The organism is Rickettsia endosymbiont of Cantharis rufa, assembly GCF_964026445.1.
Taxonomy (GTDB): domain Bacteria; phylum Pseudomonadota; class Alphaproteobacteria; order Rickettsiales; family Rickettsiaceae; genus Rickettsia.
In genome coordinates this window covers 1,002,724-1,027,367 of record NZ_OZ032150.1, presented here as the reverse complement: position 1 = coordinate 1,027,367, position 24,644 = coordinate 1,002,724, and the positions used below count along the sequence as shown (strand labels likewise).

Sequence of the window (24,644 nt, the reverse complement as noted above, 5' to 3'; positions counted from 1 at the left end):
GTCTATTATTAACTTTCTGGAAAACTATAGTCGCATCATAGTACTACAAAATAGACACCTTTACTCTTAATAGAGCGGTAGAGAAAAGTGATTTTGCTATTTTAAAAGCTGTACTTGACCACAATACTGCAAAAATAGAGTCTTGGATGCTTGATAAAGCTATAGAGAAAAGTGGATTTAGAAATTCTAGATATAGTACCTAAGCATCCTACTATATAGGTAAATAGCTATAATATTTATATGGCAGAAGAGACGTATAATTTGGATGTTATTGAATTAGTAAAGAAATATTATAATTCTACTATAAATACTATTACGCCTGAAGAAACTACTATAGATACAACATTTACTGTAGTAGAAGAAGTATTAGTATTAGGATAGGGGATAGAAGAGGCGTAAATAAAAAATAAAACTCCAGGTCATACCGTGGCCCCTTCGCGGTACCCAAAAACATTAATATCTTTAACTGGACCTAGCTCATAAGTCGGCGTTGTTGTATGGATCGGTTTTTCGTCATTACGAGAAGAATTACGTAGTAATTCGACAAAGCAATCCAGTAAAAAATTCTGTAAATCAGAATTTGTTTAATTATTTTGATTGCCGCGTCGCTTCGCTCCTAGCAATGACGAATCGGGTACCCATGCAATAACGCCTCACAAGTCGCGGGATGACAGTAGAAAACTAATCAACCCAACAACGCTTCGCAGGAATGACGTAGAACGCTTTTTTTTAAGCTATGCAACAAACTTGAACTGAAATTATTTTAAATATCGTTTAAGATTACTTTATTTAATTCATAATTTAAATGTGAGAAATTTATCTCATCAAATCCTTTTCTTGGAATAATAATCATTGCGAATTTTATAGCCTTAAGCTTAGAATCGCTAACGATAATTCTAATTAGATGTCTTATACGCCTTTTGATTTTATTGCGAACAACGGCTTTTTTACTGAGCTTTTTGCTAACTTTGATTCCAAAAAAGGCGTTATATTTTGATTCAAGGAAAATTTTAGGAAGATTTTTTGCTATTACCAAAATAAAATACCTTTCATGGAACTTCTTTCCAAGCTTATTTATAAGCTCAAATTCTTTTTGATTTTTTAAAGAGGTAATATACAATTTGATAAGTCAGATTATTTTAAGCAGATAATTTATGTCTACCTTTAGCACGACGTTTGCTTAAGATTGCTCTTCCAGCCGGAGTAGCCATTCTAGCTCTAAAACCATGTCTTCTTTTTCTAACTAAATTGCTAGGTTGAAATGTACGTTTCATAATATTTATACCGAACGAAAATAAAAATTAATTGTTATAAATATGTTATCCCGTGGCTTGACCACGAGATTTCAAGATACAGACTGTAACACAAGATCCCGTGATCAAGCCACGGGATAACGTTAAATAGTTAAATATGTACTTTTGCTTTTTCTACAATACTTGCGAATCCGTCACTGTTATTTACAGCAAGTTCTGCAAGTACTTTACGATCTATGTCAATTTCTGCCTTTTTAAGAGCTCCCATAAATTGGGAGTAAACAAGCCCATGCTCTCTTGCTGCTGCATTTATTCTTTGAATCCATAAACCCCTGAAATCACGCTTACGATTTCTACGATCTCTATAAGCATATTGAAGAGCTTTTTCTACCTTCTCAATAGCTACTCTAAAGCAGGTACTTGCTCTACCTCTATAACCTTTTGCCAATTTGAGGATTTTTTTATGTCTATTTTTGGAAATTTTTCCTGATTTTGCGCGTGTCATTGCTTAGCTCCTAATTAAATTAATTTATACCGTACGGTAGAAAATATTTTTTAATATTATATCCGTCTTGAGGACAAAGTATTGTAGTTCCCCTAAGGTTACGAATTTGGGCTTTAGTGCGACGACGCATAAAGTGTTTTTTCCCTGCTTGAGATGCTATAACCTTGCCGGTAGCAGTAAGTTTAAAACGTTTTTTTACGGCAGATTTTGTTTTTAATTTAGGCATAATATTCCTTATAATTGGTATTTCTAGATTTGCCGGTAATTAGGCATACCAAAGCCATGTTACCGATGTGTTAATTACGCTAAAGGATAATAGTAGTTTTTTTTATCAGTTATTGCAAGATTTTTTTATAAAAATATACTATAGTGAATTGATTTGAACTTGGTGCTTCGTTATTCGCCCTTTCGTCTATTATTATAGGTTCTACCCTCACGCCTGTCACCAAATTCAACTGAATTCACTATATAATGCGCTTAATCAACCAGTAAATAAATTAAATAATGTTCGGACAAAATCCTAAAAGAAGTATATTAAATGGTGACGGTACTAGGCTAGAGGTCAAGTCTATTTTTAAGACTATACAAGGCGAGGGTATTTTTGTTGGTAGTCCTGCCATATTTATAAGGCTAGGAGGGTGTAACCTTGCTTGTAATTTTTGTGATACGGAATTTGAAGATTTTGAGTTAGTAGATATAGATAAGATTTTAAATAAATCCGAAAGTTTGGCATTAAATTCTAAAAATGAAAAATCGATTAATTTAGTAGTAATAACCGGTGGCGAGCCGATGCGTCAACCTATAGAGCTATTATGTCAGAAGTTATTAGACCGAGATTTTAAAGTCCAAATAGAGACTAACGGGACGTTATATCGCTCTCTGCCAAAAGGAGTGTCTATAATTTGTTCGCCGAAAGCAGGTAAAACCGGTTATAGTAAAATAAGAGAAGACTTATTGCCACAAATTAGTGCAGTGAAATTTATCGTTGCTAAAAATATTTTAGAATATGACATCATACCGGAAGTAGGGCAAACAGCTTATAATATCCCGGTTTTTGTGCAACCTATGGATCAAAACGATCAAAAGCTCAATGATGAAAATAATGAATTAACAGTAAAATTAGCGCTAGAAAGCGGTGCTAGATTGTCGTTACAAACTCATAAGTTCTTAGGTATTGAGTGAGATACTCGTTTTATTTAAAGAATTGGTTATGTCGCTTCTTCAAATAAAACTTAATATATCTCTAGAAATAATCTAAGTATATAGTGAGTATATAGTAAGGTATTCTAAAAATACTTGAATTTTATATTAATCGAAGCTATTATAATCTTTTTTAAGTTTAAAGTGTTGAAATAATGAGTGAAATATTAGAGCTTGAAGCAAAATCCCGTACAGAATTTGGGACGGGAATAGCAAGAGCGTTAAGAAGAGAAGGGCGTATTCCGGCTATTATTTACGGAGCTGGAAAAACACCTGTTAGTATTTCTTTAGAAGAAAAGGAAATAACTAAATATTATAGAAAGCCGGCTTTTATCTCTCAGTTAATTAATTTAACAATTGATAAGAAGCAATATAAAGTATTGCCGAAAGCTGTAGAGTTACATCCTGTTACAGATATAGTACGCCATGTTGATTTTGTTTTTTTAGAAGAGAAAATCCAAAAGATGGAAGTACCTGTAGTATATGAAGGTAAAGAAAAAGCTTTGGGTGTTAAAAGAGGTGGCTACTTTAACATAGTAAAAAGAAGAGTTACTTTACTATGTGATGTTAATAATATCCCAAGAAACGTAACTATCGACGTTACTAATATGCCTATCGCTACTTCACTAAAATCTTCAAAAATAGAATTACCGAAAGGATGCAGTTTTACTACTAAAAAAGAATTCATTCTTGCAACTATAATAGGACGTAGAGGAGCAAAAACTGAAGCTGAAGAAGGACAAGTAGCAGAAGCAGGGAAATAAGTCGGGTAAGTTGAATAATTCATAATATTAAAAAACTTTTTATTTTTTTCTTTAAGAGGTTATTTGCAAATTAATTTTAATTAATAATTTATAAGATTTTGGCAGGAATACTATTCATATTTCAAAAAAATCTTATAATTTGCAGCAAAAGAGAACTAAATTATGGTTAAAATTTGTTTACAAATAGCCTCTAAGTGCAATAATTTTATGTAGTAGTTTTCTTAGTTAATTAATATTAAGAGAAGTTGCTACATATTTTTATATTATCTAACCTTAAAGAAAGGGGTACAATATTATGAATAAGGATAAACCGTTTGGTTATAATGCTGTTGCTAAATATATTGGTAACAAATTTATAGCAGAATTATGGCAGCAAAAATATACTATAATATCCACAATTCTTTTTTCTTATATCAGTAGTGTAAGTGGTGAGAATAATGATGATATTGAACAGAGAGAAAAACAATCTTTTGATAATTCTTTTTCTGATATATTGGTACAAGTAATGATTTGCGTGAATGTCAATATAATACACATAGATATAATAAATTTATTGAAGGTCAAAAAGATACAATACGCGAGCAAGCTACGCTGATAAAGTTTATGAATGAGGTCTGAAGTCTTTATGTAGTATTGTGGCTGGTGTATCTGTTTCTAATGATACTTACAGTCAATCCTGTGTTTTTGTTAATAATGGAGCTATTGATCTTTTATGTACACAGTATGAACAGATAGACCTTATGCATGATGGATTATGAGAAACTTTACGATGTCCTTCCTGCGTAAGCACATGAGCGTCAACTTAAGATGGGGCTCTTCGATGTCATTCCTGCGGAAGCAGGGATCCATGCTAAAAAAATCTTGATTTCAAAGATTTTTTTATTAGATAATTTTTTGTTAAATAAAGCTTCTTGAAGCTTTATTTAACTGGATTCTCGCCTACGCGGGAATGACATAGAATGAAAAATGTCCAGTACTATAGGGAATGGCACCGAGCGTGTTTTTCGATCCACGCAATATAATGCCTTGCAAGAATGACATTATTCGGTACTTCTCCAAAATCAATATTTCTTCAAAAATTTTCCATTACATATTTAGGTAAATATTATGGTCCTTATTATTGGTCTTGGTAATCCAGGAAAAGAGTATCAATATACGAGGCATAATATCGGTTTTATTGCTATAGAGAAAATAGCAAGCCAATATAATTCATCATTTAGCATAAAGAAAAAATTTAATTGTGAGATTGCTGAAACTATTAGTGATGGACAAAAGATTATTTTTATAAAGCCCACTACCTATATGAACTTGTCCGGTAAGTCGGTGGTAGCTTTAAAAACATATTGTAATATCCACCACGCAAAAATTTTTGTTATTCATGATGATATTGATCTAGAAACAGGTAGAATAAAATTTAAAACCGGGGGCGGTAACGGTGGGCATAACGGTTTAAAATCAATTGACTGGGTTATAAGCAATAATTATAATCGCATTAGAATTGGAGTCGGTAGACCGCAAAATAATCAAGATGTAGCAGATTACGTACTTAATAATTTCTTGAAATCCGAATATGAAATAGCAATTCAAGCCATAGATAAAATAGCTAATAATTTTGGTTTGATATTAGAGAATAGGTTAGAAGAATTTAAAAATAAGATTAGATAATGTTATTCTGAGTTGCCTGTATTGCTCAAGAAACCTACTCGATATCATTCCTGCGAAAGCAGGAATCTAGTACTTTAAAACTTTTTAAAAGCCCAATAATATTTCACTTTTTTTGAATTCCCGCTTTCGCGGGAATGACATAAAAATTTGAATTAAGAGGATCGCTTATGAAGCAAGATTTTGAAATTATTTATGCTGAAGAGATGGATAAAGCTTATTCAGCTATAATTTGAGATGCTTTTCATAAAGATGCACAAGAGAAAAAGGGTTTAACAGGGGATTTAAAATCTTTCTCCTTCTCATGTTTAGACCAAAATAAAAATTTTATTGCCGGTATGCAAGGAATAAGCCTTTGGGGTGGTTTGTATATTACCTCATTGTTTGTAGATGAAAATCATAGAAATAAAAAATATGGAAGTTTATTAATGGAAAAAGCTGAAGAATTGGCACGTGAGCGTGATTGTAATTTTATTGTTTTATCGACTATGGATTCTCAGACCAAACTTTTTTACAAAAAACTAGGACATAAACTAGAATTTATAAGACACGGTTATGAAAAAGATCCAGCTTCATATCATTTACGGAAGGATTTATGACACTAAAACTAGGAATTGTTGGTTTGCCGAATGTCGGTAAGTCGACGTTATTTAATGCCTTAACGGCAAGTCAGGCTGCGGATGCCGCTAATTATCCGTTTTGTACTATTGAGCCTAATAGCAGTAAAGTTTTGGTGCCGGATGAGCGTTTGCAACGACTCGCAAGTTTAGCTGGAAGCGGAAAAGTTATCCCGTCTTATATTGAGTTTGTTGACATTGCAGGGCTTGTTAAAGGAGCAAGTAAAGGGGAGGGGCTTGGTAATAAGTTCTTATCTCATATCAGGGAAGTTGATGCAATATTGCATGTACTGCGTTGTTTTGAAGATGAGGATATAACGCATGTACATAATAAAGTTGATTCGCTGCATGACCTTGAGATTATTGAAATGGAATTAATACTTGCCGATATAGAATCGGTTGAGAAGCGTTTAGCTACGAGTGAAAAACGCTTGAAGTCAGGTGACAAAACAATGGCAGAGCTGATAGAGCTATTAAAAGAGGTTTATAAGGTACTTGGTACGAATAAACCTACAAGAGTGTTAAATGAAACTTTAGGAGCTGATAATTTAAAGCAATTGCAGTTAATTACTTCTAAACCTGTCTTATATATATGTAATGTACTTGAAAAAGACGCAGCTATAGGTAATGAGTTTACAAAACTAGTAGCAGAAAGAGCAAAGAAAGAAAACGCTAAAAGCGTGGTAATTTCTTCAAAAATAGAAGCTGAGATTGCTTTACTTGAAAGTATGAAAGAAAAAGAAGAGTTTTTAAAATTTATAGGTCTTCACGAAACAGGGCTTAGTAAAGTCATTAAAGAGGGGTATAATCTCCTAAACCTTAAAAGCTTTTTTACTATAGGCCCTAAAGAAGCCCATAGCTGGACTTTTAAAGACGGTACGCTTGCACCAGCTGCCGCCGGTATTATTCACACCGATTTTGAGAAAGGTTTTATTAGAGCTGAAGTTATCGGCTATGAAGATTATATAAATCTTGGTAGCGAAACAAGGGCCAAGGAAGTAGGCAAAATGCGTTTAGAGGGTAAAGAATATAAAATGCAAGATGGGGATATAGTACATTTTAGATTTAACGTTTAATATACTCGATCAACTTCAAAAATTAGCTACGTCGTCTTATAAGATCTGTGGTGCTCACGTATTAAGTATACGCTTCGCTCCTCGCCGTATAGACTCCATGCTCTTTTTGAAGTCGATCTCCGTCTATCTATTTTTGGCCGCGCCCCCGTATTGCAGCTTAGCATGAATAGTCTATAATCCTCAAACAGTAATAAGAGAGAATTATAGTTAAGGAGTTATGGCAAGAATAGATGTTAAGTGTAGATCAAGAATAGATGTTAAGTGTAGATATTATAACGACACAGAAAAAGTAGTAAAGGCGGGATATTCAATTTCAAAACAACAGAGATATCAATGCAAGCAGTGTAATCGATATTTTTAACTGTAATATATTAATAATGCCTCTAAGCCTGGAGTCAAGGCTCAGATAGTAGATATGTCAATCAATGGCTCTGGAGTTAGGGATACAGTAAGAGTATTAAAAGTGGGTATCAATACGGTTATCCGTGTTTTAAAAAAAAATCTAGCGTTAAAAAAGATAAATCATTCTATCAATACGATAGAAGTAATTATTGCTCCTGAAATAGATGAACAATGGCCTTATGTACAGAATAAATCCAAACAAAGATGGCTTTGGTATTCTTTGGATAAGATTTTGTTAAAAGTAGTTGCTTATACTTTTGGTACAAGATGTGATAGCACATCAGAATCATTACTGAAAAAAACCGGAGGATTTTAAGGTTACTTTTTACTTTACAGATGGATGGGGAAGTTATGCTAGGTTATTAGATCCCAAAAAACACATTGTTAGTAAAAAATATACTCAACGGATAGAACGGGGTAACTTAAATCTTAGAACAAGATGCAAAAGACTGACACGTAAAACAATTTGTTTTTCCAAGTCATTGGATATTCATGATAAAGTCATCGGAACTCTTATTGAACGTATAGCCTTTTAATATCCACATCTGTAAAATGGAGGCGTGACCAGAATGATTTATCTTTTTTAACGCTAGATTTTTTTTAAAACACGGATAACCGTATTGATACCCACTTTTAATACTCTTACTGTATCCCTAACTCCAGAGCCATTGATTGACATATCTACTATCTGAGTCTTGACTCCAGGCTTAGAGGCATTATTAATATATTACAGTTAAAAATATCGATTACACTGCTTGCATTGATATCTCTGTTGTTTTGAAATTGAATATCCCGCCTTTACTACTTTTTCTGTGTCGTTATAATATCTACACTTAACATCTATTCTTGATCTACACTTAACATATATTCTTGTCATAACTCCTTAACTATAATTCTCTCTTATTACTGTTTGAGGATTATAGACTATTCATGCTAAGCTGCAATACGGGGGCGCGGCCCTGTACTTTATCAATGACAAGTATATTAAAAAATCCTGGAATCTTATGAAAAGCAAAACCGACAAAAAAACCGAAATAGATGTAAATAATAGCGTTTTTATTACCTTATTTAGCTGTAAATTAAAATAGGAATAAGTAATAGCAGTAAAAATAGATAAAGCCCCAACACCTACAATATTTATTATACCTTGGTATAAAGCAGCTAAAATCGTAATACCTATACCTAAATATGCAGCTCTTTTATCACGACAAAATAAAGATACTAAGATTGTTATAATAAGAAGAATGTAGGTGATATTTAAGGAGTGCATATAAATCTTTGTAAAAAAACTGTATTTAATATATAGTTATTTTTTAGCATAAAAAATAGAAAAATAAAATAATCATAAAAGGAAACCAATAAAATAATGTATAGAATTGGGAGATTTTATGAAAGATATAGAATATTGGGAAAAAAAATTTAAAAACTGTAAGTATTCTGATAAATTAATCAGAAAGCTTTTATTTTTAAATACCCAAGTAAAGAAACCTGTTGATATTAGAGAAGTTAAAAAAGGTATTTACTATGCTCGTAAATATCATGGTGAGCAAATGCGTCAATCAGGTGATCCTTATTATTCTCACCCAATTGCAGTAGCAATTATGGTAGCGGAATTTGTGGCAAAAGAAGCTCCTAAACTTTTTACTCCTATAATGCTACAAGCTGCATTACTTCATGACACTGTTGAAGATACCGAACTTACTGAAGAGATGATTAGTAACATTTTTGAGAAAGAAGTAGCAAGACATGTAGAAGGTCTAACTAGAATTAAATCTTATGGGAAAATAAGTAGTGCGAAAAGTCTTATTTTATTAATTAAACAAAAAAGATACGATACTGCCCTTATAAAACTTTTTGATAGAATACATAATTTACAAACTTTAGGAGCAAAATCGCCTGAAAAAGCTCATAAAATAATTAAAGAGACATTAAAAAGCTTTTTAGTTTTAAGTGAAATGCTTGAAATACCTTTAGTTTCAGAGCTCATATATGCTGAATGTTATAAAAATAATTTAAAATTTAATATAAATTCTACTTTTAATAAAATTATAAACTTCGATTCTTTTCCATTTTTTCAAAATAAGTTACTCCCATGAAGAAAGTTACACCTACCGGAATGAAAATTAAAAATAATCCCCAATACCCTAAATAATTGGTAATATAAACTAAACCAAATGACGTTATAATATAAGTAAATAATTTTGCTATTGCACTTAGCATACTAGTATATGTAAATCTCTTAAAAACCGGGAAATATTTATAAAATATAGGGGATGCCGGTACGTGATCAAATACGAATAATGCAGCTAAGCACTGAAAAATAAAAATATATAAAGGAGTAGGATTATAATTTAACATTATAGGAAAAAAAACGAGAGAGGTAAAAAATAGATATAATTTTACTTTTAGTATTTTTAAAGGATGAATTCTATAGCTAACAAATGCAAGACCGATAATACCGAGTAAATCTACTATAGATACCCAAAAATTCTGATTTATAATTTGATTCGGAGTAAATCCGCATTCTCTTTTTAATATATCACCGCAATATATATACACAAAATAAAAACACGGCGGTCTGGCGCACTGGATAAAGAAATACCAAATAGAAGTGGCGCTAGGAACTTTTTGATCCAGAATGTCTTTGTCAATTTCTTCAAGTGTAATATTATTTTCCTCAAGCCTTAGTTTTAATTTATTTTTTTTATTTGAAAAGGCATCTGCTTCTTTTAAACTAGTCCTTGCAATAGTACCTACAAAAGCGATAGTTGCACCAATGAAAAAGGCTATACGCCAACTGGATTCATGTTGATAAATATTTTGATTAGTAAAAATTGATGCAATACCTAGTGCTACCGTGGTGCCTACAGCAGAAAATACTGTTATAACTGCTACTAATGGATACTGAATAGGAGGGGCTGAATTTTCAGTTAAATATAACTCTGCACCTCGCGCTTCTGCAGTTGCCGACATACCTTGAATTATACGACATATAGTAAGAATCCAAGAGGCTGTTATACCTATCTGTGCATATGTTGGCATACTGCCTATAATCACACAAGTAATAGCCATTAATAAGGTAGTTAAAACAACTACAATCTTACGTCCAAAATGATCACCTATATACCCAAATATTAATGCTCCTATAGGTCTTAGTAAATAGGTAGAACAGAAAGAAAAGGCATTAAGCAACGAAAAAGTGAAAGGATCATATTTCGGAAAAAATAAATTGTTTAAAAGTACCGCCATATGCACATAAAGCATAAGATCAAAATACTCTAGAAATGTACCTATAGAAAGTAAACCAACAGCTTGCTTCTGTTCTTTATTTAAATTTCTTTGTTCTTTTTCGTAGCCTAACATAACCTATTATAGATAATTAGATTGTGAATTAAGCTATACCTTTTTGAATAAAAGTCAATAAAGTATTAAGAATTTTTTAAGTATCTATTTTTCTCTAAACGCTTTAAATGCTGTATCAGTTACAGGGTCAAGTAAATATTTAAGTAGTGTTCTTGTGCCGGTTACGATTTGTACTTCGGCTTGCATACCCGGATGTAATTCAAGGTTTTTAACTTTAGCAACTTTGTTAAATTCATCCATATCGATTTCGACTCTTGCAATATAATAATTATCTTGTTGTTGCCCCGGATGTTGTCTCTCATCTTGCACTATATCAGGTGATACGCTGACTACTTTACCGGTAAACATTGGAGTAGTTCTTGATTTAAATGCACTAAAGCGTATTTTAGCAACTAACCCTTCATGTACTGAATCGATATTTTTTTGCGATACTTTTGCTTCTATTATTAACGTATCGTTAGTCGGCGAAATTTCCATAATAGGTTGACCGTGACCTATAACACCTCCGATTGTATGATATTTCAAGTTATTAACTATACCATCAACGGGTGATCTGATAATTACACGGTTAAGAGAATCTGTAAGAGAAGTATATTTTTCTTTAAGAGATGCTGTTTGTACTTGAGCTTCACGAAGTTCGGTCAAAGTGTCCTTAGTATATTTATTTTGTTGATTTATAATACTAATTTGAGCTTCAGTAATAGTGTGGCGTGTTCCTGCTATTTCGGATTCATTTGTAGCAACATCGCTTTTTGCAGCAGCAACTTTAGCTTCTTGCTCTAGTAAGGCTGCTCTCTGTACAAACCCTTTTTCTTTTAAGGTTCTTAAAGCTTTTAAACGATCTTGGTAAACTTCGGCTGTTTTGCTTGCTGCAGCCTTTCTTGCTTCTAGACCTTCAATTTTTTTCTCAAGCTGAGAAATACGCTGATTTAAACCGTCTTTTTCTGAATTAAATAATTCTTTTCTAGATCTAAATAAATTTTCTTGTGTATGAATTATTTTGGCCACTTCTGGTAAGTTTATATCTTGCATTAGAAAATCGGAGAATTCGATTTGTTCTAAATTATCACGTTCGGCAATTAAGCGATTTTCAGTTGCTAAAAAATTACGGTACTGACCAAGAATATTTTCATGTTCGCTTTTTATTCTAGTTTCTTCAAGCTCTATTAACTTGTCACCTTCTTTGACCTTATCGCCTTGCTTAACATAAATAGCATTAATTATTCCACCTTCATGATGTTGGATTGTTTTTTTGTTTGTGCTTGGCATTACTATTCCGACTGCCACGGCACCACTATCAAGTGGCGCAAGGGCCGACCATACGCCACCGATCAATACTAAGAAGATAATAACATAAATACCGAAAAGTATAGGCGATCTTGCGGCTTGTGCCACGTTATTGCGATCCTTATCAGTTTTTTTGGTAGTAAAATTAACAAACCTATCAAGCTTTACTAATAAGAATTCTATAGCGTGAGAAGTTTTTTTTAATGTGGTATTTATTAAAGCCTTACGTTTAGAACTTTGACCTTTAAGGCTTAACGCATCTTCTCGTAAGGACAATAATTGTTTTAATTGTTCTGGAGTAATTTGAGGTTTATTGTGTTTTAAGTCCTGCATAATATTTATTAGTTATTAATATGAATTGTGCCGCTTTTTAAAGTTTTAAAGTGTTTTTGAATCTCTTCTTCTGTTCCGTAAACTGCAACAGCTCCATCTTGTAATATTAGAATTTTATCAACAACGGATAATACAGAAGGTCTATGTGAAATTACAAGAACGGCTATCCCTTTAACCTTTGCTTGCTTTAAGGCATTTGCAAGAGCAACTTCACCTGCCTCATCTAAATTAGCGTTAGGCTCATCTAAAATGATGAGTTTTGGATTACCGTAAAAAGCTCTAGCAAGTCCTATACGTTGTCTTTGCCCACCTGATAGATTAGAGCCTGCAGTACCAATATCAGAATCATAACCATCCGGAAATCTTAATATCATCTCATGAGCACCGGCCATTTTAGCTGCTTCAATAACTCTTTGTGGATCGGCATCCTCTTCCATTCTAGCTATATTTTGCTTAATGCTACCGCTAAAAAGTTCTATTCCTTGGGGAAGATAGCCGACATGTCTACCAAAATCGTCTCTATTCCAGCGATAAATCTCTGCTTCATCTAAACGTACTGAACCTGATGATTCTTTCCATACACCGACTAGAATTTTAGCTAAAGTTGATTTTCCCGTAGCCGAAGGACCGATAATTGCTAAAGTCTCACCGGGCTGCACCGCAAAGCTAACGCCTTTTAAGATATATTTTGGTACAGGCGGTTGAGGTAAATGTTTTGGTATAGGATGAGCGTAATAAATATTTTCAACGGTAAGATGTCCTTCAACGTTTGGAATCGGCATTGCTTCATCTCTAGAAGAATAAGTGCTAAATAAATTATTAATGTTTTTGTATGATTTAATAGCGCCGCTCATACTTTTCCATAGCTCAATAGCATTATCGAAAGGAGCAAGAGCTCTGCCGACTATTATAGAACTCATAATCATATTACCGGGAGTCATGGCAGCACCATGAGTATCTACAACAAGATAAGCCCCAACGCCTGTAACAGCCATTTGCATTATATTACGGATAAACCTTGAAAAGTTAGAAATAACACCGTTACGATAGCTAGCAACCGATTGCTTACCAAGTGCTAGCAAATTAAATTTATGCCAATTATGAGTAACGTTTTTCATCATTCCCATTGCTTCAATTGCTTCCGCATTTCTGTTAGCAATATCAGCCTGAGTCATACCTTTTATCGAAAATTCAGTAGCTTCACCGAGCGTCTTATTAGTAGCAGCCGCATTAAAGAAAGCCGTTGAAACTATAACTATTGCTCCAAAAACCGTAATAAAACCGAGATATGGATGAATTGAAAAAATAACTGCAATATAAATAAGACTCCAAGGGGCATCGAATAAAGTATTAATCCCGGTACTTGTTAGAAATGTTTTAACGGCTTGAAAATCACGTAATAATTGGCTAGAACCCATATTTGCTCGTGTTGCAGCTGCAGAAATCGAATAAGCAAAAATTATGGGTGCTACTGTTCTATCAAGCCATTCTCCAACTTTTATAAGCGTAAAAGAACGGGCAATTTGCAGTAATCCATAAACGAAATAAATATATGCGATTATTATTGATAAAAATAATAATGTTTGTAGATTACCGCTCCCAAGAACCCTATCAAGAACTTGTAGAGAGTAAAGAGGAGTAATTAACATTAGTAAATTAATTACAAAAGCAAACCAAAAAACTATCCAAAAAGCTGTTCTACATTCACCTAGTGCTATTACTAACGGGTTTTTTTTGTTTAAATTATTATTTTTATTATCCATATTAGTTATATTATTATAAATAAGTATTAATCAGTTCTTCGGCAATTTGGACGCTGTTTAAAGCTGCTCCTTTACGTAAGTTATCACATGTGATCCATAGATTTATCGTATCATCTCTACTTACATCATTTCTAATTCTAGAGACATATACGGCATCTTCACCTACTACTTCAACCGGTGAGGCATAAGTAAAATCTTTGTTGTGGGAAATCGTAACGATTCCATCAGAATCTTGTAATATTTCTTCAGCTATAGCAGCATCCATTTTGTCGTTAAATTCTATATTAACCGATATAGAATGACCGAGAAATACCGGTACTCTGACAGAAGTAACGCTAACTTTAATATGATCGCCTATAATTTTGTTTAATTCAAAAGCAATTTTTGCTTCTTCACTCGTATAGCCATTTTTATTTAAATCACCTATATGAGGAAACAGATTAAATGCAATTTGTTTTGGAAATATGTTGGGATCATTTTCTCCAAAAGTATATTTGGATTTTGTTTGATCGTAAAGTTCGTCCATTCCTGCTTTACCAGCTCCCGATACCGATTGATAAGTAGATATCACTACTCTTCTAATTTTTATTTCATTATCCAGCGGTTTTAATGCTACTGCAAGTGGAATCACTATACAATTAGGATTAGCTATGATGTTTTTAGCGATAAAGTCTTTAAGTGTTGATAAATTAGCCTCAGGTACAATTAAAGGTACTTGATCATGGGTTCTAAAAAGTGAGGATTTGTCGATAACTACACAATTACCAGCAGTAGCTTGCGGTATAAATTCTTTTGAAACTTTTGAGCCGGCACAAAAAAAGGCAATATCGATATCATCAAAATTTAAATTAGCTAAACTACTAATTTGCAGTATTTCTTCCCCAAAACTTATTTCTCGCCCTATAGAGTTATCTGAAGCTATAGCATGGACTTTATTAACAGGGAAATTACGTTCAGCAAGAATATTTAGAGTTTCACGCCCTACATTTCCTGTAGCTCCGATTACTGCAATATTGTATTTTTTAATCATTTTTATTTATTAATCCGATGAGTTTTTTGCCGCCGATAATATGGAAATGGAAATGAAAAATAGTTTGTCCTGATTTCTCACCTTTGTTAGTTATTAAACGATAACCATCTTTATCTAAACCTGCTTCATTTGCTATATCAGAAATTTTAGCAAAAAAATGCTTTATTTCGTCTATAGAAGCTTTAGAAATAAAATTGGCATAATCTATATATTCGTTTTTAGGTATAACGATAATATGCACAGGTGCTACGGGCGCCATATCTTTGAATGCTAAAATTTGTTCGTCTTCATAAATTATTTCTGCCGGAAGATCTTTATCTATAATTTTTGCAAAAACATTTTCTTTGTTATACATATATTATTTTTTAGAAATTTCAATTCGGCTTCGATTTTTGAATTTGCGATTATAATATCCTCTAGTCGGTAATTATTCCTTTTTAAATAATTTTCTCTAATATCTGAAGCAAAAAAGCCGAAACCTAATATTAAGATTATCTTAAATATAAACGTTAGCTCTTCAATATTAATTGCCGTAACGATTATATTCGCTATTACGGCAATAGCAACAACTAACCACATTTTATGGTATAATGCCCAAAATATACTTAAAAGAGCAGCTATCCACGAAAAGCCTTCTTCAATAACAATAAAATTATTATTTTTTTGTGTGGAGTTAATGTATATTGCGTATATATTCATTATTTAAGTTTAAGTCTTGAAAATTCAAGGGACAATAATTAATTAAATTGGATTAGTCAAGTATACTAAGATAGAACTTCAAAAATTAGCATTGTCGTTCTACAAGAGCTGTCGTACTCACGTATTAAGTATACGCCCCGTTCCTCGCCTTGTGAACTCCTTGCTCTTTTTGAAGTTGTGTCGAAGTATAATAACTCTTCATTTTACTTCAGAGTAAAATATTACGTTATAGTACTTAATTAACAACTTAATATCAATAAATTTATATATTATGTCAGATAATTTAGCCTTACACGGCACAACAATACTTTGTTTAAAAAAGAACGAAGAAATAATTATAGCGGCGGACGGACAAGTCTCGCACGGCAATACAATATTAAAGTCCGGTGCTAGAAAACTACGCACTATAGCAAACAATAAAATTATTGCCGGTTTTGCAGGTTCTACGGCTGATGGGCTTGCTTTATTTGAAAAACTTGAAGCAAAAATAGAAAAATATTCACATAATTTACTTAGAAGTGCAGTTGAGCTTGCTAAAGATTGGCGTAGCGATAAATATTTGAGACGTTTGGAAGCAATGATGATAGTAGCTGATCATAGTCATATATTAATTTTGACTGGTAATGGTGACGTTGTAGAGCCTGAAAATGATGTTGCGTCAATAGGGTCAGGCGGCTTATTCGCGCTATCTGCCGCCCGCGCTCTGATGTCTTACGAGAATAATCTAACGGCTGAGGAAATTGCTTTAAAATCTATGAAGATAGCTGCCGATCTTTGTGTATTTTCTAATCATAATATTATAATGGAAAAAGTTGTATGAAAGCTACTAAAACTACTTATAAAAAAGACCCTATGGGGCTTACCCCTTCCCAAATAGTTAATGAACTTAATAGATTTATCGTAGGTCAAGAAAAGGCCAAAAAAGCCGTTGCTATTGCACTTAGAAATCGTTGCCGCCGTAAAAGAGTAGAAGGTAATTTACGTAATGAAATAGTACCGAAAAATATCTTGATGATAGGTTCAACCGGTGTTGGTAAAACGGAAATAGCTAGAAGGCTTGCAAAGTTGACTAATTCCCCTTTTTATAAGATAGAGGCAACTAAATTTACTGAAGTTGGGTATGTAGGGCGTGATGTAGAGTCAATTATTCGCGATCTAGTTGAAATAGCCGTTAATACTGAAAAAACTTTAGCAAAAACAAAAGTAGATATTAATGCACGCGAAAAAGCCATAGAAAGAATATTAGATAGTTTAGTAGGTAAAACCTCTAGTAATGAGACTAGAGAAAAGTTCAAAGAAAAAGTTTTAAACGGCGAACTTGATGATACGGAAATCGAAATTAGCATTGTTGATACTACGCCTGTTGGCAGTGGAAGTTTTGAAATACCGGGTATGCCTGGAGCATCGATGGGTGTACTTAATCTTGGCGATATGATTGGACGAGCACTTGGCAGCAGTAAGACAAAAACAAAAAAAATGCTAATTAAAGATGCTATGGCTATTATTATACCTGAGGAATCAGAAAAATTAATAGACCAGGAAAAAATTATTCAGCAAGCTATAAGTTTAGCAGAAAATGACAGTATAGTTTTTATTGACGAAATTGATAAAATAGCTTCAACCGATAGTTCTGGAGCAAAAAATGCCGAAATCAGTAGAGAGGGTGTGCAAAGAGATTTGTTACCTTTAATAGAAGGAACAACGGTTAATACCAAGTATGGACCGGTTAAAACCGATCATATGTTGTTTATTGCTTCCGGTGCTTTTCATATTGCTAAACCTTCTGATTTATTACCGGAGTTACAAGGAAGATTACCGATTAGAGTAGAATTAAATTCGCTCACCAAAGATGATATGATTAAAATATTGCTTGAACCTGAAACTAGTTTAATAAAACAATATTCGGCATTAATAGGTACGGAAGACGTACATCTTGAATTTACTGATTCTGCTATTGAGAGGATAGCTGATTATACTATTACCGTTAATTTAGAAGTCGAAGATATAGGTGCAAGAAGACTGCATACTATACTTGAGAATCTGCTTGAGGATATAAGCTTTGAAGCTAGCGAAATGAAATGCAAAAAAATAACTATTGATGATAAATTTGTAGAAAATCAATTATCTAAAATAATAACTAATCTTGACTTAGCTAAGTTTGTTCTATAATATGCTTTTTCAATTAAAAGTGTTGTTTTTTGTCGTTTCGAAGAAAAATTGAAAATTTTGACGAAGTAATCTCAGGAGTTTGTTATTGTTTCATGAGATTGCCACGCAGCCTATGGCTGCTCGCAATGACGACTTTGGTGCCCATGCCACAACATCTTCAAGCTGAAAAAAATAGCATTTTAAGAAAAATTTATGATAATTCATATAGCAAGTCTAACGTTTAATGGAATTGATATTATCGATGTTGATGTGCAGGTACAAATATCACCAAGTATTCCCGCTTTTACTATAGTACGGCTTGCCGATAAAACTATAGCCGAGTCGAAAAAACGAGTTAAAGCAGCGTTATCCTCTATAGGGCTTGCACTACCTACTAAAAAGATTTTAATAAATTTAGCTCCGGCAGATTTAGTAAAAGAGGGAAGCAATTTTGATCTTGCGATTGCCTGTTCGATACTTACCGCAATGAATATTTTACCGGAGCTTGAAATATCTGAATATTTGATAATAGGAGAATTATCGTTAGATGGTTCAATCTTACCGGTAAGTGGAGCATTGCCGGCAGCGATTGGGGCTTTTGCTAGAGGTAAAGGTCTTATTTGTTCAAGCAAAAACGGCTCGGAAGCCGCTTGGTCCGGTAACGATAATATACCTGTTGCAGGTAATTTAATTGAACTAGTAAATTATTTTAAAGGTTCACAAGTTTTAACTCCTCCGGAAGCGAGGCTACAAGATGAGCCGATAAATTATCCCGATTTTAAAGATATAAAAGGTCAAAAAATTGCTAAAAGAGCTTTAGAAATTGCAGCATCAGGGGGCATAACCTTTTAATGTTCGGTCCTCCCGGAGCCGGTAAATCAAGGCTTGCTGCTTGCCTTCCCGGTATATTGCCTAAATGTCTACAAAAGAAATTTTAGAATGCAGCACGATTACAAGTATTGCTGGAAAATTTTCAGACGGTAAGCTTACCAAAGCAAGACCGTTCAGAATCCCGTATCATTCATGTTCGCCTACCACTATGGCTGGTGGGGGCGTTGGGAAAAAAGTAAAGCCGAGCGAAATTACGCTAGCTCATAACGGGGTATTATTTTTAGACGAATTACCTGAATTCCCGCATAATGCTATTGATTCCTTAAGACAACCTATTGAAAATGGTGAAATATTAATTTCAAGATCAAACGCCCATATAAAATATCCGGCAAATTTTCAGTTAATAGCAGCTATGAATCCTTGTAAATGTGGTTATTTGGGTGATCCTTATAAAGAATGTATGAAAGCTCCAAAATGTTCTAGCGATTATCAAATGAAAGTATCGGGACCTATTATGGATAGATTTGATTTGCATATAGAGGTATCAAATATTAGTATTTATAATTATGACTTGATTGCAGATAACTCTGAGGAAGAATCTGAATATATAGCTGCAAGAGTCGAGAAAGAACGCTTGATCCAAGAAAAGAGATATGAGGGTTATAATATTAAAACAAATAACAGATTAGATGGGCAGTTATTAATAGATTACGCTATGCATATCGATGAAGGTAGAAATTTACTGAATGAAGCAGCAAATAAGTTTCGTTTATCAATGCGGACTTATAACCGAATACTCAGGGTAGCACGTACGATTGACGATCTTGAGGATGCAGATAAGGTCTTGAAAATGCATATTGCGGAAGCTTTGGGCTATCGTAAAATGGAGTTTAATAATACGTAATTAGATAAAGAGGTTGATTCATGGCTACCTATGTCATTCCCGATTTCGTGGGAAGGCATTGTTGCGTGAATCAATTTCACTGCTGTCATCCCGTGATTTATTCACGGGATTCAGTAAAAACACTAATAATATTAGTATTTTTTATTATCTTCTGGATACCGTGATCAAGCCACGGTATGACACCGAATGCGTTTTTCGATTCACGCAACAATACTTTCGCGAGAATGACAGATAAATGGAAATATTATAAATATGACAAAAATTTACTTTATAGCTGGTGAGATGTCGGGAGACTTTATCGGTGGACGCATAATTCAGCACTTAAAAGATAATAAAGAAATAAAATGTATTGGTGTTGGAGGTAAATACATGGAAGAAGCCGGTAGTTTTAAAAGTTTATTTCCTATTACCTTCATAAATTTAATGGGTTTTGTAGAAATTTTACCTCATATTTTAAAGCTTAAAAAATTAATTGATAAGACTGTGGAGGATATAATAAATAGTAAAGCTGATTTATTAATTACCATAGATTCACCAGGGTTTACTTATCGTGTGGCAAAGCGGGTAAGAAAACTTTTACCAAAACTGAAAATGATTCACATCGTTGCACCGTCAGTTTGGGCATATAAAGAGGATAGAGCAGTAAAATATGCCCAAATTTATGATTGTTTATTTGCTTTACTACCTTTTGAACCGCCGTATTTTACTAAGGTTGGGCTTGATTGCAGATATATAGGTCATCCAATCATGGAACAGGAGTTTTATAGCGATAAAATAACTTTACGTGAAGAGTTTAAAATAGACGAGAATGAGAGAGTTTTATGTATTACTCTTGGTAGTAGAAAGGGTGAAATTCTAAGACACTTACCGGTTTTTATTTCCTCTATTGAAGAAATATTCAAAATCTGTAAGAATCTAAAAGTTATATTTACTCTTTCAAATTCCGCTCATGAGGTAATAATAAAACCGTTTTTAGAAGATGTTAAATTTAATTATTTATTTTCAACTGAAAGACTTAAAACTTATGCTGTTGCGGATATAGCTCTAGCAAAGTCCGGTACTAATACTTTAGAGATAGCAGCTTCCGGTACCCCTATGATTGTAGCATATAAGGTTAATATTTTAAGCTTTTTTATCATTAAGTTATTGATAAAAATAAAATATGTTACGTTAATAAATATTATAGCCGATAAAGAAATAATTCCGGAATTCATCCAATTTAATTGCAAAGCTAATCTTATTAATAGTAAGCTTCAAGAGTTATTATTTAATTCTACGAAAACTTATGAACAGGTAATAGAAAGCCAAAAAATTTTACAAAAATTAGGATTTGAATCAAACCGATTACAGCTAAATTCTGAAAGCTTTGGACAAGGTGAATTTAAGAGTAAGTCGGTGCAGCGTACAAAAGTACGTGAGCATAGACTCGACTCGGAAAATTCGCTTGGATTAAGCTTTTGGAATGACGTTGTACCTTCTTATATAGCTGCAGAAATTATTAAACAGGAGTTCTTAGAACCTAAAATAGAGTTGTTAAAAGAGAAAGATTAGTACTCGAACCGGTGGTCCATAACATTTTTTGAATTATAATAAACATTAATATTAATATAATAACAAAATATATTTCCATGTTTTTTCTTATAGTATTAATTTGTTTCATTAAAATTTCTAAATCATTGGAAATTTTTTTGTATTCCTTATTGTTATCAGAACGCATTGTTGTCAAGAAACCGGATAAGTTTCCCAGCTTATTTTGTAAAGCTTTTAACCTCTCAGTATGTTCTTTATGTTTTAGATCTGTATTGTGATCTTGTATCATAATATATAATGTCCATTATAAGATCAGTATTAACGTCGGTATAGTAATATGAACTATGAATAAAGATTTATATTTTTTGTTTGTAATAAAAATTCCAACTTTTCATTTCACAGGAGTATACTATTGTTATAGTAAATTGGTTTACAACATGATTCAGAAAGCTTGATACAAGTGAATTTTGCATGACTTGCCTGTGCTCACGTATTTTTATACGCTGCGCAGGCTCGCATTTAAATTCACTTGTATCAAGCTTTCTGAATCATGTTGTACGTTATTAATTTTGTTGCTTATTAGTCACATAGTTTTAATATTTTAATTACCAAATATTAAAACTATTGATTTATTTAGCAAAAACTATATAATTTAAATTTAGTCAATATCTGACTTTAACCAGACTTTAAGTTAGTTTTACTACATGTTATTTCAAATGTCAAGAAAAAACCATATTTCGTGGTAATTTTTTTTTATCAATATTTTTTAAGCTTTATAAAAATAATAGTTACTATGTTAAAAAACCTATTAAAAACTAAACTTTTTTTAGTTATAGTATCTCTAATTGTATTTATTACATTGCTAAATTTTAGTATATTTTATATTTTTGTGCCGGGTAATCTTACTCAAAATAAAACGATAATTATTGAATCTAAACTATCCGTAAATCAAATAGTTACAAAACTTTATTCTAGTGAAGTAATCAAATATCCAAGAATTTTTAAAGTAATTGCTAAAATTTACTCTGTAAAAAATTCTCTTAAAAGCGGTGAATATGTGTTTACACGTAATATATCTCCTCTGCAAACTTTAAGAATATTATCAAGCGGTAAATCTATAATACATAAGATAATTACACCGGAAGGTACGGTAGTTAGTGAGGTTATAAAGAAAATTAATGAAGAGAGTCGTTTGCTCGGAGAAATAAAAGGGATAATACCGGAAGGTTTTTTAATGCCGTCTACATATTTTTTTTCTTATGGAGATCAAAAAGAGCAGATAATCGAACAAATGAGAAATTTAATGTCTGCTAATTTAGATAAGGTAATGCAAAATCTTTCACCAGATTCTCCTTTAAAAACTAGACTTGAGGTATTAACGCTAGCTTCGATAATTGAAAAAGAAGCCGGTTCAAATGCAGAAAAACCTATTATAGCAGCAGTATTCATTAATCGTTTAAAGAAAAATATGAAGCTACAAGCTGATCCGACTACTATATATGCTTTGACTGAAGGGAAATTTAAATTAGCAAGAGCTTTAACAAAAAAAGATTTATTGCAAGAACTGCCATATAACACTTATTATATTAAAGGTTTACCGCCAGGTCCGATTTCTTGCCCATCGTTAAAATCTTTAGAAGCAGTGGTAAAACCTGCAAAAACGGATGCCCTATTCTTTGTAGTTGACGGTAAGGGAGGGCATAATTTTTCCAATAATCTTAATGATCATAATAGATTTGTTGAAACTTATCGAAAAAGCTTGGTTAAAGTACCTGAGCCGGAAATTGATCCTGACAAATAGATATACTCGTCACAACGTGTATTAATTAGATAAATATATATTATGAATAATACAGAATTTAGTAAAATAGCCGAAACGACAATTGCCTATATATCAGACAAGATAGAAGAGCAAGACAAAGAAGCGAGTATAGATGTAGATTTACAAGATGATATATTAAATATTGAGACCGGTAAAGGTGTATATGTAATAAATAAGCAAAGTGCAGCCAAAGAAATTTGGTTGTCGTCGCCGGTTAGTGGCCCTCATCACTTTTTTTATGAACAAGGAAAATGGAAAAATAGAGCAGGGCTTAAATTGATGGATATTTTGGCCGATGAGCTTGAGATTGATTTTAATTAGGATAATAATATGAAGGATTTTGAAACTGTCGATAGTGCCGAAAAAGTTTATGATTTAATAATAAAAAATATACCTGCCAACACATTAATATCAATATTTTTTGATGCTGATGATACGCTTATAACTCCTCAAGCAAAAACTTTTAAGAAGTCGCCTTATAATCAAATGATTGATAGAATTAAGGAAAATAAAAGTAATTATGATAATTATGAGGAAATCGTCAGTAATTGGCGTCTGCAGCGAAAAGTAATATTAATTGATGAGGAGTGGGTAGAAGTTATAAACAAGCTCAAGGAAAAGTTTCCCGTTTATGCTCTTACACAAATGAATACGGGAGAATTCAGTAATATTCTTTCTATGCAAGATTGGCGATATAAAAAATTAAAAAGTTTAGATACAGAGTTTTCTGATAATGAAAAATTGGTAATTTATAACTCAGGACAAAAGAATGGTGTTATTTTTTATAAAGGGATATTTATAACCGGTAACCACTCAAAAAGCAGTATTTTATCAAAATTTTCTGAAGAATTAAATGCTAGTTTTATTGTATTTGTTGATGACCGCACGAAACATGTGGAAGATGTAAGAGATTATTGTAAAAAGAATAAAATCGGTTTTTTTAGGCATTTTATTTGACGGGCTTAAAAATTTAATAAGCGAACCCGATCCAAAACTTGCCGAATTTCAAGAATCATATTTAATAGAAAATGCCCAGTGGCTCGAAGATGATGAAGCTTATTATAAATTGCAAAGTGTATGTCATCCTCATGGAAGCGGGAATCCGGTCAAAAATGCTAATCTTTAGCATTTTTTAATTATTTTTCTAGATTGCCGAGCGATTTTCGACCGCTCGCAATGACAATATCTATCTTTGGTTAGCAATATCATAAAAAATATTGACGAAAATAGTAACGCTTATAAATCTGGACTTAGAAACTGGGACATAGTTATAAAATATGATTTTCCTAAATGTGGTTCTCCTGATCAGATAGTTACAATCAAAACAACTAAAGGCGAGTTTAAATATAGACCTGAAAGTGCTAATAAAAAAGATATATACAGATTCAAGCCCAATCTATCTAAAGAAGATAAGCTAAAAATCAAAAAGTTTTTTGGTTTTTAAATTTTTTGCAA

At 32.6% G+C, this 24,644-nt stretch carries 29 protein-coding genes and 5 pseudogenes; 20 read left to right on the top strand and 14 right to left on the bottom strand.

Annotated elements, in window-relative coordinates; translation table 11 throughout:
• Positions 1-47: 47 nt before the first annotated feature.
• A pseudogene (locus AAGD46_RS05860) lies at positions 48-381 on the top strand (hypothetical protein); the annotation flags it as partial.
• Between the two features lie 382 nt (positions 382-763).
• On the opposite strand, the gene rnpA reads toward AAGD46_RS05860, so the two are convergent.
• From rnpA to rpmI, 4 genes are all read right to left on the bottom strand, one after another.
• Complete coding sequence (gene rnpA / locus AAGD46_RS05855; RefSeq protein WP_341786902.1) at positions 764-1,120, bottom strand: ribonuclease P protein component; 357 nt, start codon at positions 1,118-1,120, stop codon at positions 764-766.
• Positions 1,121-1,139: 19 nt separating this feature from the next.
• Positions 1,140-1,274, bottom strand: a complete 135-nt coding sequence (rpmH, locus tag AAGD46_RS05850; protein ID WP_341786901.1) for a 50S ribosomal protein L34 — start codon at positions 1,272-1,274, stop codon at positions 1,140-1,142.
• 130 nt (positions 1,275-1,404) lie between these two features.
• Complete coding sequence (gene rplT / locus AAGD46_RS05845) at positions 1,405-1,758, bottom strand: 50S ribosomal protein L20 (RefSeq protein WP_341786900.1); 354 nt, start codon at positions 1,756-1,758, stop codon at positions 1,405-1,407.
• Positions 1,759-1,777: 19 nt separating this feature from the next.
• Entirely contained in the window at positions 1,778-1,984 is a 207-nt protein-coding gene (gene rpmI, locus AAGD46_RS05840) for a 50S ribosomal protein L35 (protein WP_202068800.1), read from the bottom strand.
• Positions 1,985-2,262: 278 nt separating this feature from the next.
• On the opposite strand from rpmI, the gene AAGD46_RS05835 reads away from it, so the two are divergent.
• The 8 genes and pseudogenes from AAGD46_RS05835 to AAGD46_RS09420 form a co-directional block, all read left to right on the top strand.
• The gene (locus tag AAGD46_RS05835) at positions 2,263-2,940 is read left to right on the top strand and encodes a 7-carboxy-7-deazaguanine synthase QueE (protein ID WP_341786899.1); all 678 of its coding nucleotides are present in this window, start codon (positions 2,263-2,265) and stop codon (positions 2,938-2,940) included.
• A gap of 173 nt (positions 2,941-3,113) precedes the next feature.
• Complete coding sequence (locus AAGD46_RS05830) at positions 3,114-3,722, top strand: 50S ribosomal protein L25/general stress protein Ctc (RefSeq protein WP_341786898.1); 609 nt, start codon at positions 3,114-3,116, stop codon at positions 3,720-3,722.
• A gap of 295 nt (positions 3,723-4,017) precedes the next feature.
• A complete protein-coding gene (locus AAGD46_RS05825) occupies positions 4,018-4,317 on the top strand; it encodes a hypothetical protein (RefSeq protein WP_341786897.1) in 300 nt (99 codons plus the stop codon).
• Between the two features lie 512 nt (positions 4,318-4,829).
• Positions 4,830-5,387 carry an aminoacyl-tRNA hydrolase gene (gene pth / locus AAGD46_RS05820; RefSeq protein WP_341786896.1) on the top strand — a complete coding sequence of 186 codons (558 nt, stop codon included), beginning with the start codon at positions 4,830-4,832 and terminating at the stop codon, positions 5,385-5,387.
• 335 nt (positions 5,388-5,722) lie between these two features.
• Entirely contained in the window at positions 5,723-5,983 is a 261-nt protein-coding gene (locus AAGD46_RS05815; RefSeq protein WP_341786895.1) for a GNAT family N-acetyltransferase, read from the top strand.
• On the top strand, positions 5,980-7,077 hold the full coding sequence (gene ychF, locus AAGD46_RS05810) for a redox-regulated ATPase YchF (RefSeq protein ID WP_341786894.1): 1,098 nt from the start codon (positions 5,980-5,982) through the stop codon (positions 7,075-7,077). The genes AAGD46_RS05815 and ychF overlap by 4 nt, the downstream gene beginning before the upstream one ends.
• 415 nt (positions 7,078-7,492) lie before the next feature.
• Positions 7,493-7,795: an IS1 family transposase gene (locus tag AAGD46_RS09425; protein WP_410525927.1), complete on the top strand. Its 303-nt coding sequence runs from the start codon at positions 7,493-7,495 to the stop codon at positions 7,793-7,795.
• Between the two features lie 55 nt (positions 7,796-7,850).
• Positions 7,851-8,015 (top strand): annotated as a pseudogene (locus AAGD46_RS09420) (IS1 family transposase); the annotation flags it as partial.
• Positions 8,016-8,068: 53 nt separating this feature from the next.
• Here AAGD46_RS09420 and AAGD46_RS05800 read toward each other — a convergent pair.
• Positions 8,069-8,158, bottom strand: a complete 90-nt coding sequence (locus AAGD46_RS05800) for an IS1-like element transposase (protein WP_341786649.1) — start codon at positions 8,156-8,158, stop codon at positions 8,069-8,071.
• 709 nt (positions 8,159-8,867) lie between these two features.
• Here AAGD46_RS05800 and AAGD46_RS05795 point away from each other — a divergent pair.
• The gene (locus AAGD46_RS05795; RefSeq protein WP_341786893.1) at positions 8,868-9,575 is read left to right on the top strand and encodes an HD domain-containing protein; all 708 of its coding nucleotides are present in this window, start codon (positions 8,868-8,870) and stop codon (positions 9,573-9,575) included.
• Here AAGD46_RS05795 and AAGD46_RS05790 read toward each other — a convergent pair.
• The 6 genes from AAGD46_RS05790 to AAGD46_RS05765 form a co-directional block, all read right to left on the bottom strand.
• Positions 9,526-10,842: an MFS transporter gene (locus tag AAGD46_RS05790; protein WP_341786892.1), complete on the bottom strand. Its 1,317-nt coding sequence runs from the start codon at positions 10,840-10,842 to the stop codon at positions 9,526-9,528. The two genes, AAGD46_RS05795 and AAGD46_RS05790, sit on opposite strands and share 50 nt — an antisense overlap.
• 84 nt (positions 10,843-10,926) lie before the next feature.
• Positions 10,927-12,462, bottom strand: coding sequence for an HlyD family type I secretion periplasmic adaptor subunit (locus tag AAGD46_RS05785; protein WP_341786891.1), 1,536 nt, complete (start codon positions 12,460-12,462; stop codon positions 10,927-10,929).
• An 8-nt stretch (positions 12,463-12,470) separates the two neighbouring features.
• Positions 12,471-14,225 (bottom strand): type I secretion system permease/ATPase, encoded by a 1,755-nt coding sequence (locus tag AAGD46_RS05780; protein WP_341786890.1) that lies wholly within the window; start codon positions 14,223-14,225, stop codon positions 12,471-12,473.
• Positions 14,226-14,238: 13 nt separating this feature from the next.
• On the bottom strand, positions 14,239-15,255 hold the full coding sequence (asd, locus tag AAGD46_RS05775; RefSeq protein WP_341786889.1) for an aspartate-semialdehyde dehydrogenase: 1,017 nt from the start codon (positions 15,253-15,255) through the stop codon (positions 14,239-14,241).
• Entirely contained in the window at positions 15,248-15,610 is a 363-nt protein-coding gene (locus AAGD46_RS05770; RefSeq protein ID WP_341786888.1) for an HIT domain-containing protein, read from the bottom strand. Before AAGD46_RS05770 ends, asd begins: the two co-directional genes overlap by 8 nt.
• A complete protein-coding gene (locus AAGD46_RS05765) occupies positions 15,574-15,954 on the bottom strand; it encodes a DUF2628 domain-containing protein (RefSeq protein ID WP_341786887.1) in 381 nt (126 codons plus the stop codon). Before AAGD46_RS05765 ends, AAGD46_RS05770 begins: the two co-directional genes overlap by 37 nt.
• Before the next feature lie 271 nt (positions 15,955-16,225).
• On the opposite strand from AAGD46_RS05765, the gene hslV reads away from it, so the two are divergent.
• From hslV to AAGD46_RS09410, 5 genes and pseudogenes are all read left to right on the top strand, one after another.
• Complete coding sequence (gene hslV, locus AAGD46_RS05760; protein WP_341786886.1) at positions 16,226-16,774, top strand: ATP-dependent protease subunit HslV; 549 nt, start codon at positions 16,226-16,228, stop codon at positions 16,772-16,774.
• A complete protein-coding gene (gene hslU / locus AAGD46_RS05755; RefSeq protein WP_341786884.1) occupies positions 16,771-18,123 on the top strand; it encodes an ATP-dependent protease ATPase subunit HslU in 1,353 nt (450 codons plus the stop codon). Before hslV ends, hslU begins: the two co-directional genes overlap by 4 nt.
• Positions 18,124-18,315: 192 nt before the next feature.
• Positions 18,316-18,954 carry a magnesium chelatase domain-containing protein gene (locus AAGD46_RS05750; protein ID WP_341786883.1) on the top strand — a complete coding sequence of 213 codons (639 nt, stop codon included), beginning with the start codon at positions 18,316-18,318 and terminating at the stop codon, positions 18,952-18,954.
• Positions 18,954-19,429, top strand: a pseudogene (locus AAGD46_RS09415) (ATP-binding protein); the annotation flags it as partial. The gene AAGD46_RS05750 and the pseudogene AAGD46_RS09415, both read left to right, overlap by 1 nt.
• Positions 19,427-19,837 carry an ATP-binding protein gene (locus AAGD46_RS09410; RefSeq protein WP_410525980.1) on the top strand — a complete coding sequence of 137 codons (411 nt, stop codon included), beginning with the start codon at positions 19,427-19,429 and terminating at the stop codon, positions 19,835-19,837. The pseudogene AAGD46_RS09415 and the gene AAGD46_RS09410, both read left to right, overlap by 3 nt.
• 115 nt (positions 19,838-19,952) lie before the next feature.
• On the opposite strand, the pseudogene AAGD46_RS09405 reads toward AAGD46_RS09410, so the two are convergent.
• Positions 19,953-20,048 (bottom strand): annotated as a pseudogene (locus tag AAGD46_RS09405) (permease); the annotation flags it as partial.
• A gap of 41 nt (positions 20,049-20,089) precedes the next feature.
• On the opposite strand from AAGD46_RS09405, the gene lpxB reads away from it, so the two are divergent.
• Positions 20,090-21,388: a lipid-A-disaccharide synthase gene (lpxB, locus tag AAGD46_RS05735; protein ID WP_341786881.1), complete on the top strand. Its 1,299-nt coding sequence runs from the start codon at positions 20,090-20,092 to the stop codon at positions 21,386-21,388.
• Here lpxB and AAGD46_RS05730 read toward each other — a convergent pair.
• Together AAGD46_RS05730 and AAGD46_RS09400 are read right to left on the bottom strand one after the other, a co-directional pair.
• The gene (locus tag AAGD46_RS05730) at positions 21,357-21,656 is read right to left on the bottom strand and encodes a hypothetical protein (protein WP_341786880.1); all 300 of its coding nucleotides are present in this window, start codon (positions 21,654-21,656) and stop codon (positions 21,357-21,359) included. The two genes, lpxB and AAGD46_RS05730, sit on opposite strands and share 32 nt — an antisense overlap.
• Positions 21,657-21,798: 142 nt before the next feature.
• Positions 21,799-21,894: pseudogene (locus AAGD46_RS09400) on the bottom strand (palindromic element RPE3 domain-containing protein); the annotation flags it as partial.
• A 266-nt stretch (positions 21,895-22,160) separates the two neighbouring features.
• On the opposite strand from AAGD46_RS09400, the gene mltG reads away from it, so the two are divergent.
• From mltG to AAGD46_RS05705, 4 genes are all read left to right on the top strand, one after another.
• The gene (gene mltG, locus AAGD46_RS05720) at positions 22,161-23,168 is read left to right on the top strand and encodes an endolytic transglycosylase MltG (RefSeq protein ID WP_341787913.1); all 1,008 of its coding nucleotides are present in this window, start codon (positions 22,161-22,163) and stop codon (positions 23,166-23,168) included.
• A 42-nt stretch (positions 23,169-23,210) separates the two neighbouring features.
• Positions 23,211-23,510, top strand: a complete 300-nt coding sequence (gene cyaY, locus AAGD46_RS05715) for an iron donor protein CyaY (RefSeq protein ID WP_341786879.1) — start codon at positions 23,211-23,213, stop codon at positions 23,508-23,510.
• A 9-nt stretch (positions 23,511-23,519) separates the two neighbouring features.
• On the top strand, positions 23,520-24,146 hold the full coding sequence (locus AAGD46_RS05710; protein WP_341786878.1) for a DUF2608 domain-containing protein: 627 nt from the start codon (positions 23,520-23,522) through the stop codon (positions 24,144-24,146).
• Between the two features lie 235 nt (positions 24,147-24,381).
• Positions 24,382-24,633, top strand: a complete 252-nt coding sequence (locus tag AAGD46_RS05705; RefSeq protein WP_341786877.1) for a hypothetical protein — start codon at positions 24,382-24,384, stop codon at positions 24,631-24,633.
• Positions 24,634-24,644: the final 11 nt, after the last annotated feature.

Coding starts and splice junctions, on each gene's coding strand:
- rpmH (WP_341786901.1), bottom strand. CDS start 1,274: ATGAAACGTACATTTCAACCTAGCAATTTAGTTAGAAAAAGAAGACAT.
- rplT (WP_341786900.1), bottom strand. CDS start 1,758: ATGACACGCGCAAAATCAGGAAAAATTTCCAAAAATAGACATAAAAAA.
- rpmI (WP_202068800.1), bottom strand. CDS start 1,984: ATGCCTAAATTAAAAACAAAATCTGCCGTAAAAAAACGTTTTAAACTT.
- AAGD46_RS05835 (WP_341786899.1), top strand. CDS start 2,263: ATGTTCGGACAAAATCCTAAAAGAAGTATATTAAATGGTGACGGTACT.
- AAGD46_RS05830 (WP_341786898.1), top strand. CDS start 3,114: ATGAGTGAAATATTAGAGCTTGAAGCAAAATCCCGTACAGAATTTGGG.
- AAGD46_RS05825 (WP_341786897.1), top strand. CDS start 4,018: ATGAATAAGGATAAACCGTTTGGTTATAATGCTGTTGCTAAATATATT.
- pth (WP_341786896.1), top strand. CDS start 4,830: ATGGTCCTTATTATTGGTCTTGGTAATCCAGGAAAAGAGTATCAATAT.
- AAGD46_RS05815 (WP_341786895.1), top strand. CDS start 5,723: ATGCAAGGAATAAGCCTTTGGGGTGGTTTGTATATTACCTCATTGTTT.
- ychF (WP_341786894.1), top strand. CDS start 5,980: ATGACACTAAAACTAGGAATTGTTGGTTTGCCGAATGTCGGTAAGTCG.
- AAGD46_RS09425 (WP_410525927.1), top strand. CDS start 7,493: ATGTCAATCAATGGCTCTGGAGTTAGGGATACAGTAAGAGTATTAAAA.
- AAGD46_RS05800 (WP_341786649.1), bottom strand. CDS start 8,158: ATGTCAATCAATGGCTCTGGAGTTAGGGATACAGTAAGAGTATTAAAA.
- AAGD46_RS05795 (WP_341786893.1), top strand. CDS start 8,868: ATGAAAGATATAGAATATTGGGAAAAAAAATTTAAAAACTGTAAGTAT.
- AAGD46_RS05790 (WP_341786892.1), bottom strand. CDS start 10,842: ATGTTAGGCTACGAAAAAGAACAAAGAAATTTAAATAAAGAACAGAAG.
- AAGD46_RS05785 (WP_341786891.1), bottom strand. CDS start 12,462: ATGCAGGACTTAAAACACAATAAACCTCAAATTACTCCAGAACAATTA.
- AAGD46_RS05780 (WP_341786890.1), bottom strand. CDS start 14,225: ATGGATAATAAAAATAATAATTTAAACAAAAAAAACCCGTTAGTAATA.
- asd (WP_341786889.1), bottom strand. CDS start 15,255: ATGATTAAAAAATACAATATTGCAGTAATCGGAGCTACAGGAAATGTA.
- AAGD46_RS05770 (WP_341786888.1), bottom strand. CDS start 15,610: ATGTATAACAAAGAAAATGTTTTTGCAAAAATTATAGATAAAGATCTT.
- AAGD46_RS05765 (WP_341786887.1), bottom strand. CDS start 15,954: ATGAATATATACGCAATATACATTAACTCCACACAAAAAAATAATAAT.
- hslV (WP_341786886.1), top strand. CDS start 16,226: ATGTCAGATAATTTAGCCTTACACGGCACAACAATACTTTGTTTAAAA.
- hslU (WP_341786884.1), top strand. CDS start 16,771: ATGAAAGCTACTAAAACTACTTATAAAAAAGACCCTATGGGGCTTACC.
- AAGD46_RS05750 (WP_341786883.1), top strand. CDS start 18,316: ATGATAATTCATATAGCAAGTCTAACGTTTAATGGAATTGATATTATC.
- AAGD46_RS09410 (WP_410525980.1), top strand. CDS start 19,427: ATGAAAGTATCGGGACCTATTATGGATAGATTTGATTTGCATATAGAG.
- lpxB (WP_341786881.1), top strand. CDS start 20,090: ATGACAAAAATTTACTTTATAGCTGGTGAGATGTCGGGAGACTTTATC.
- AAGD46_RS05730 (WP_341786880.1), bottom strand. CDS start 21,656: ATGATACAAGATCACAATACAGATCTAAAACATAAAGAACATACTGAG.
- mltG (WP_341787913.1), top strand. CDS start 22,161: ATGTTAAAAAACCTATTAAAAACTAAACTTTTTTTAGTTATAGTATCT.
- cyaY (WP_341786879.1), top strand. CDS start 23,211: ATGAATAATACAGAATTTAGTAAAATAGCCGAAACGACAATTGCCTAT.
- AAGD46_RS05710 (WP_341786878.1), top strand. CDS start 23,520: ATGAAGGATTTTGAAACTGTCGATAGTGCCGAAAAAGTTTATGATTTA.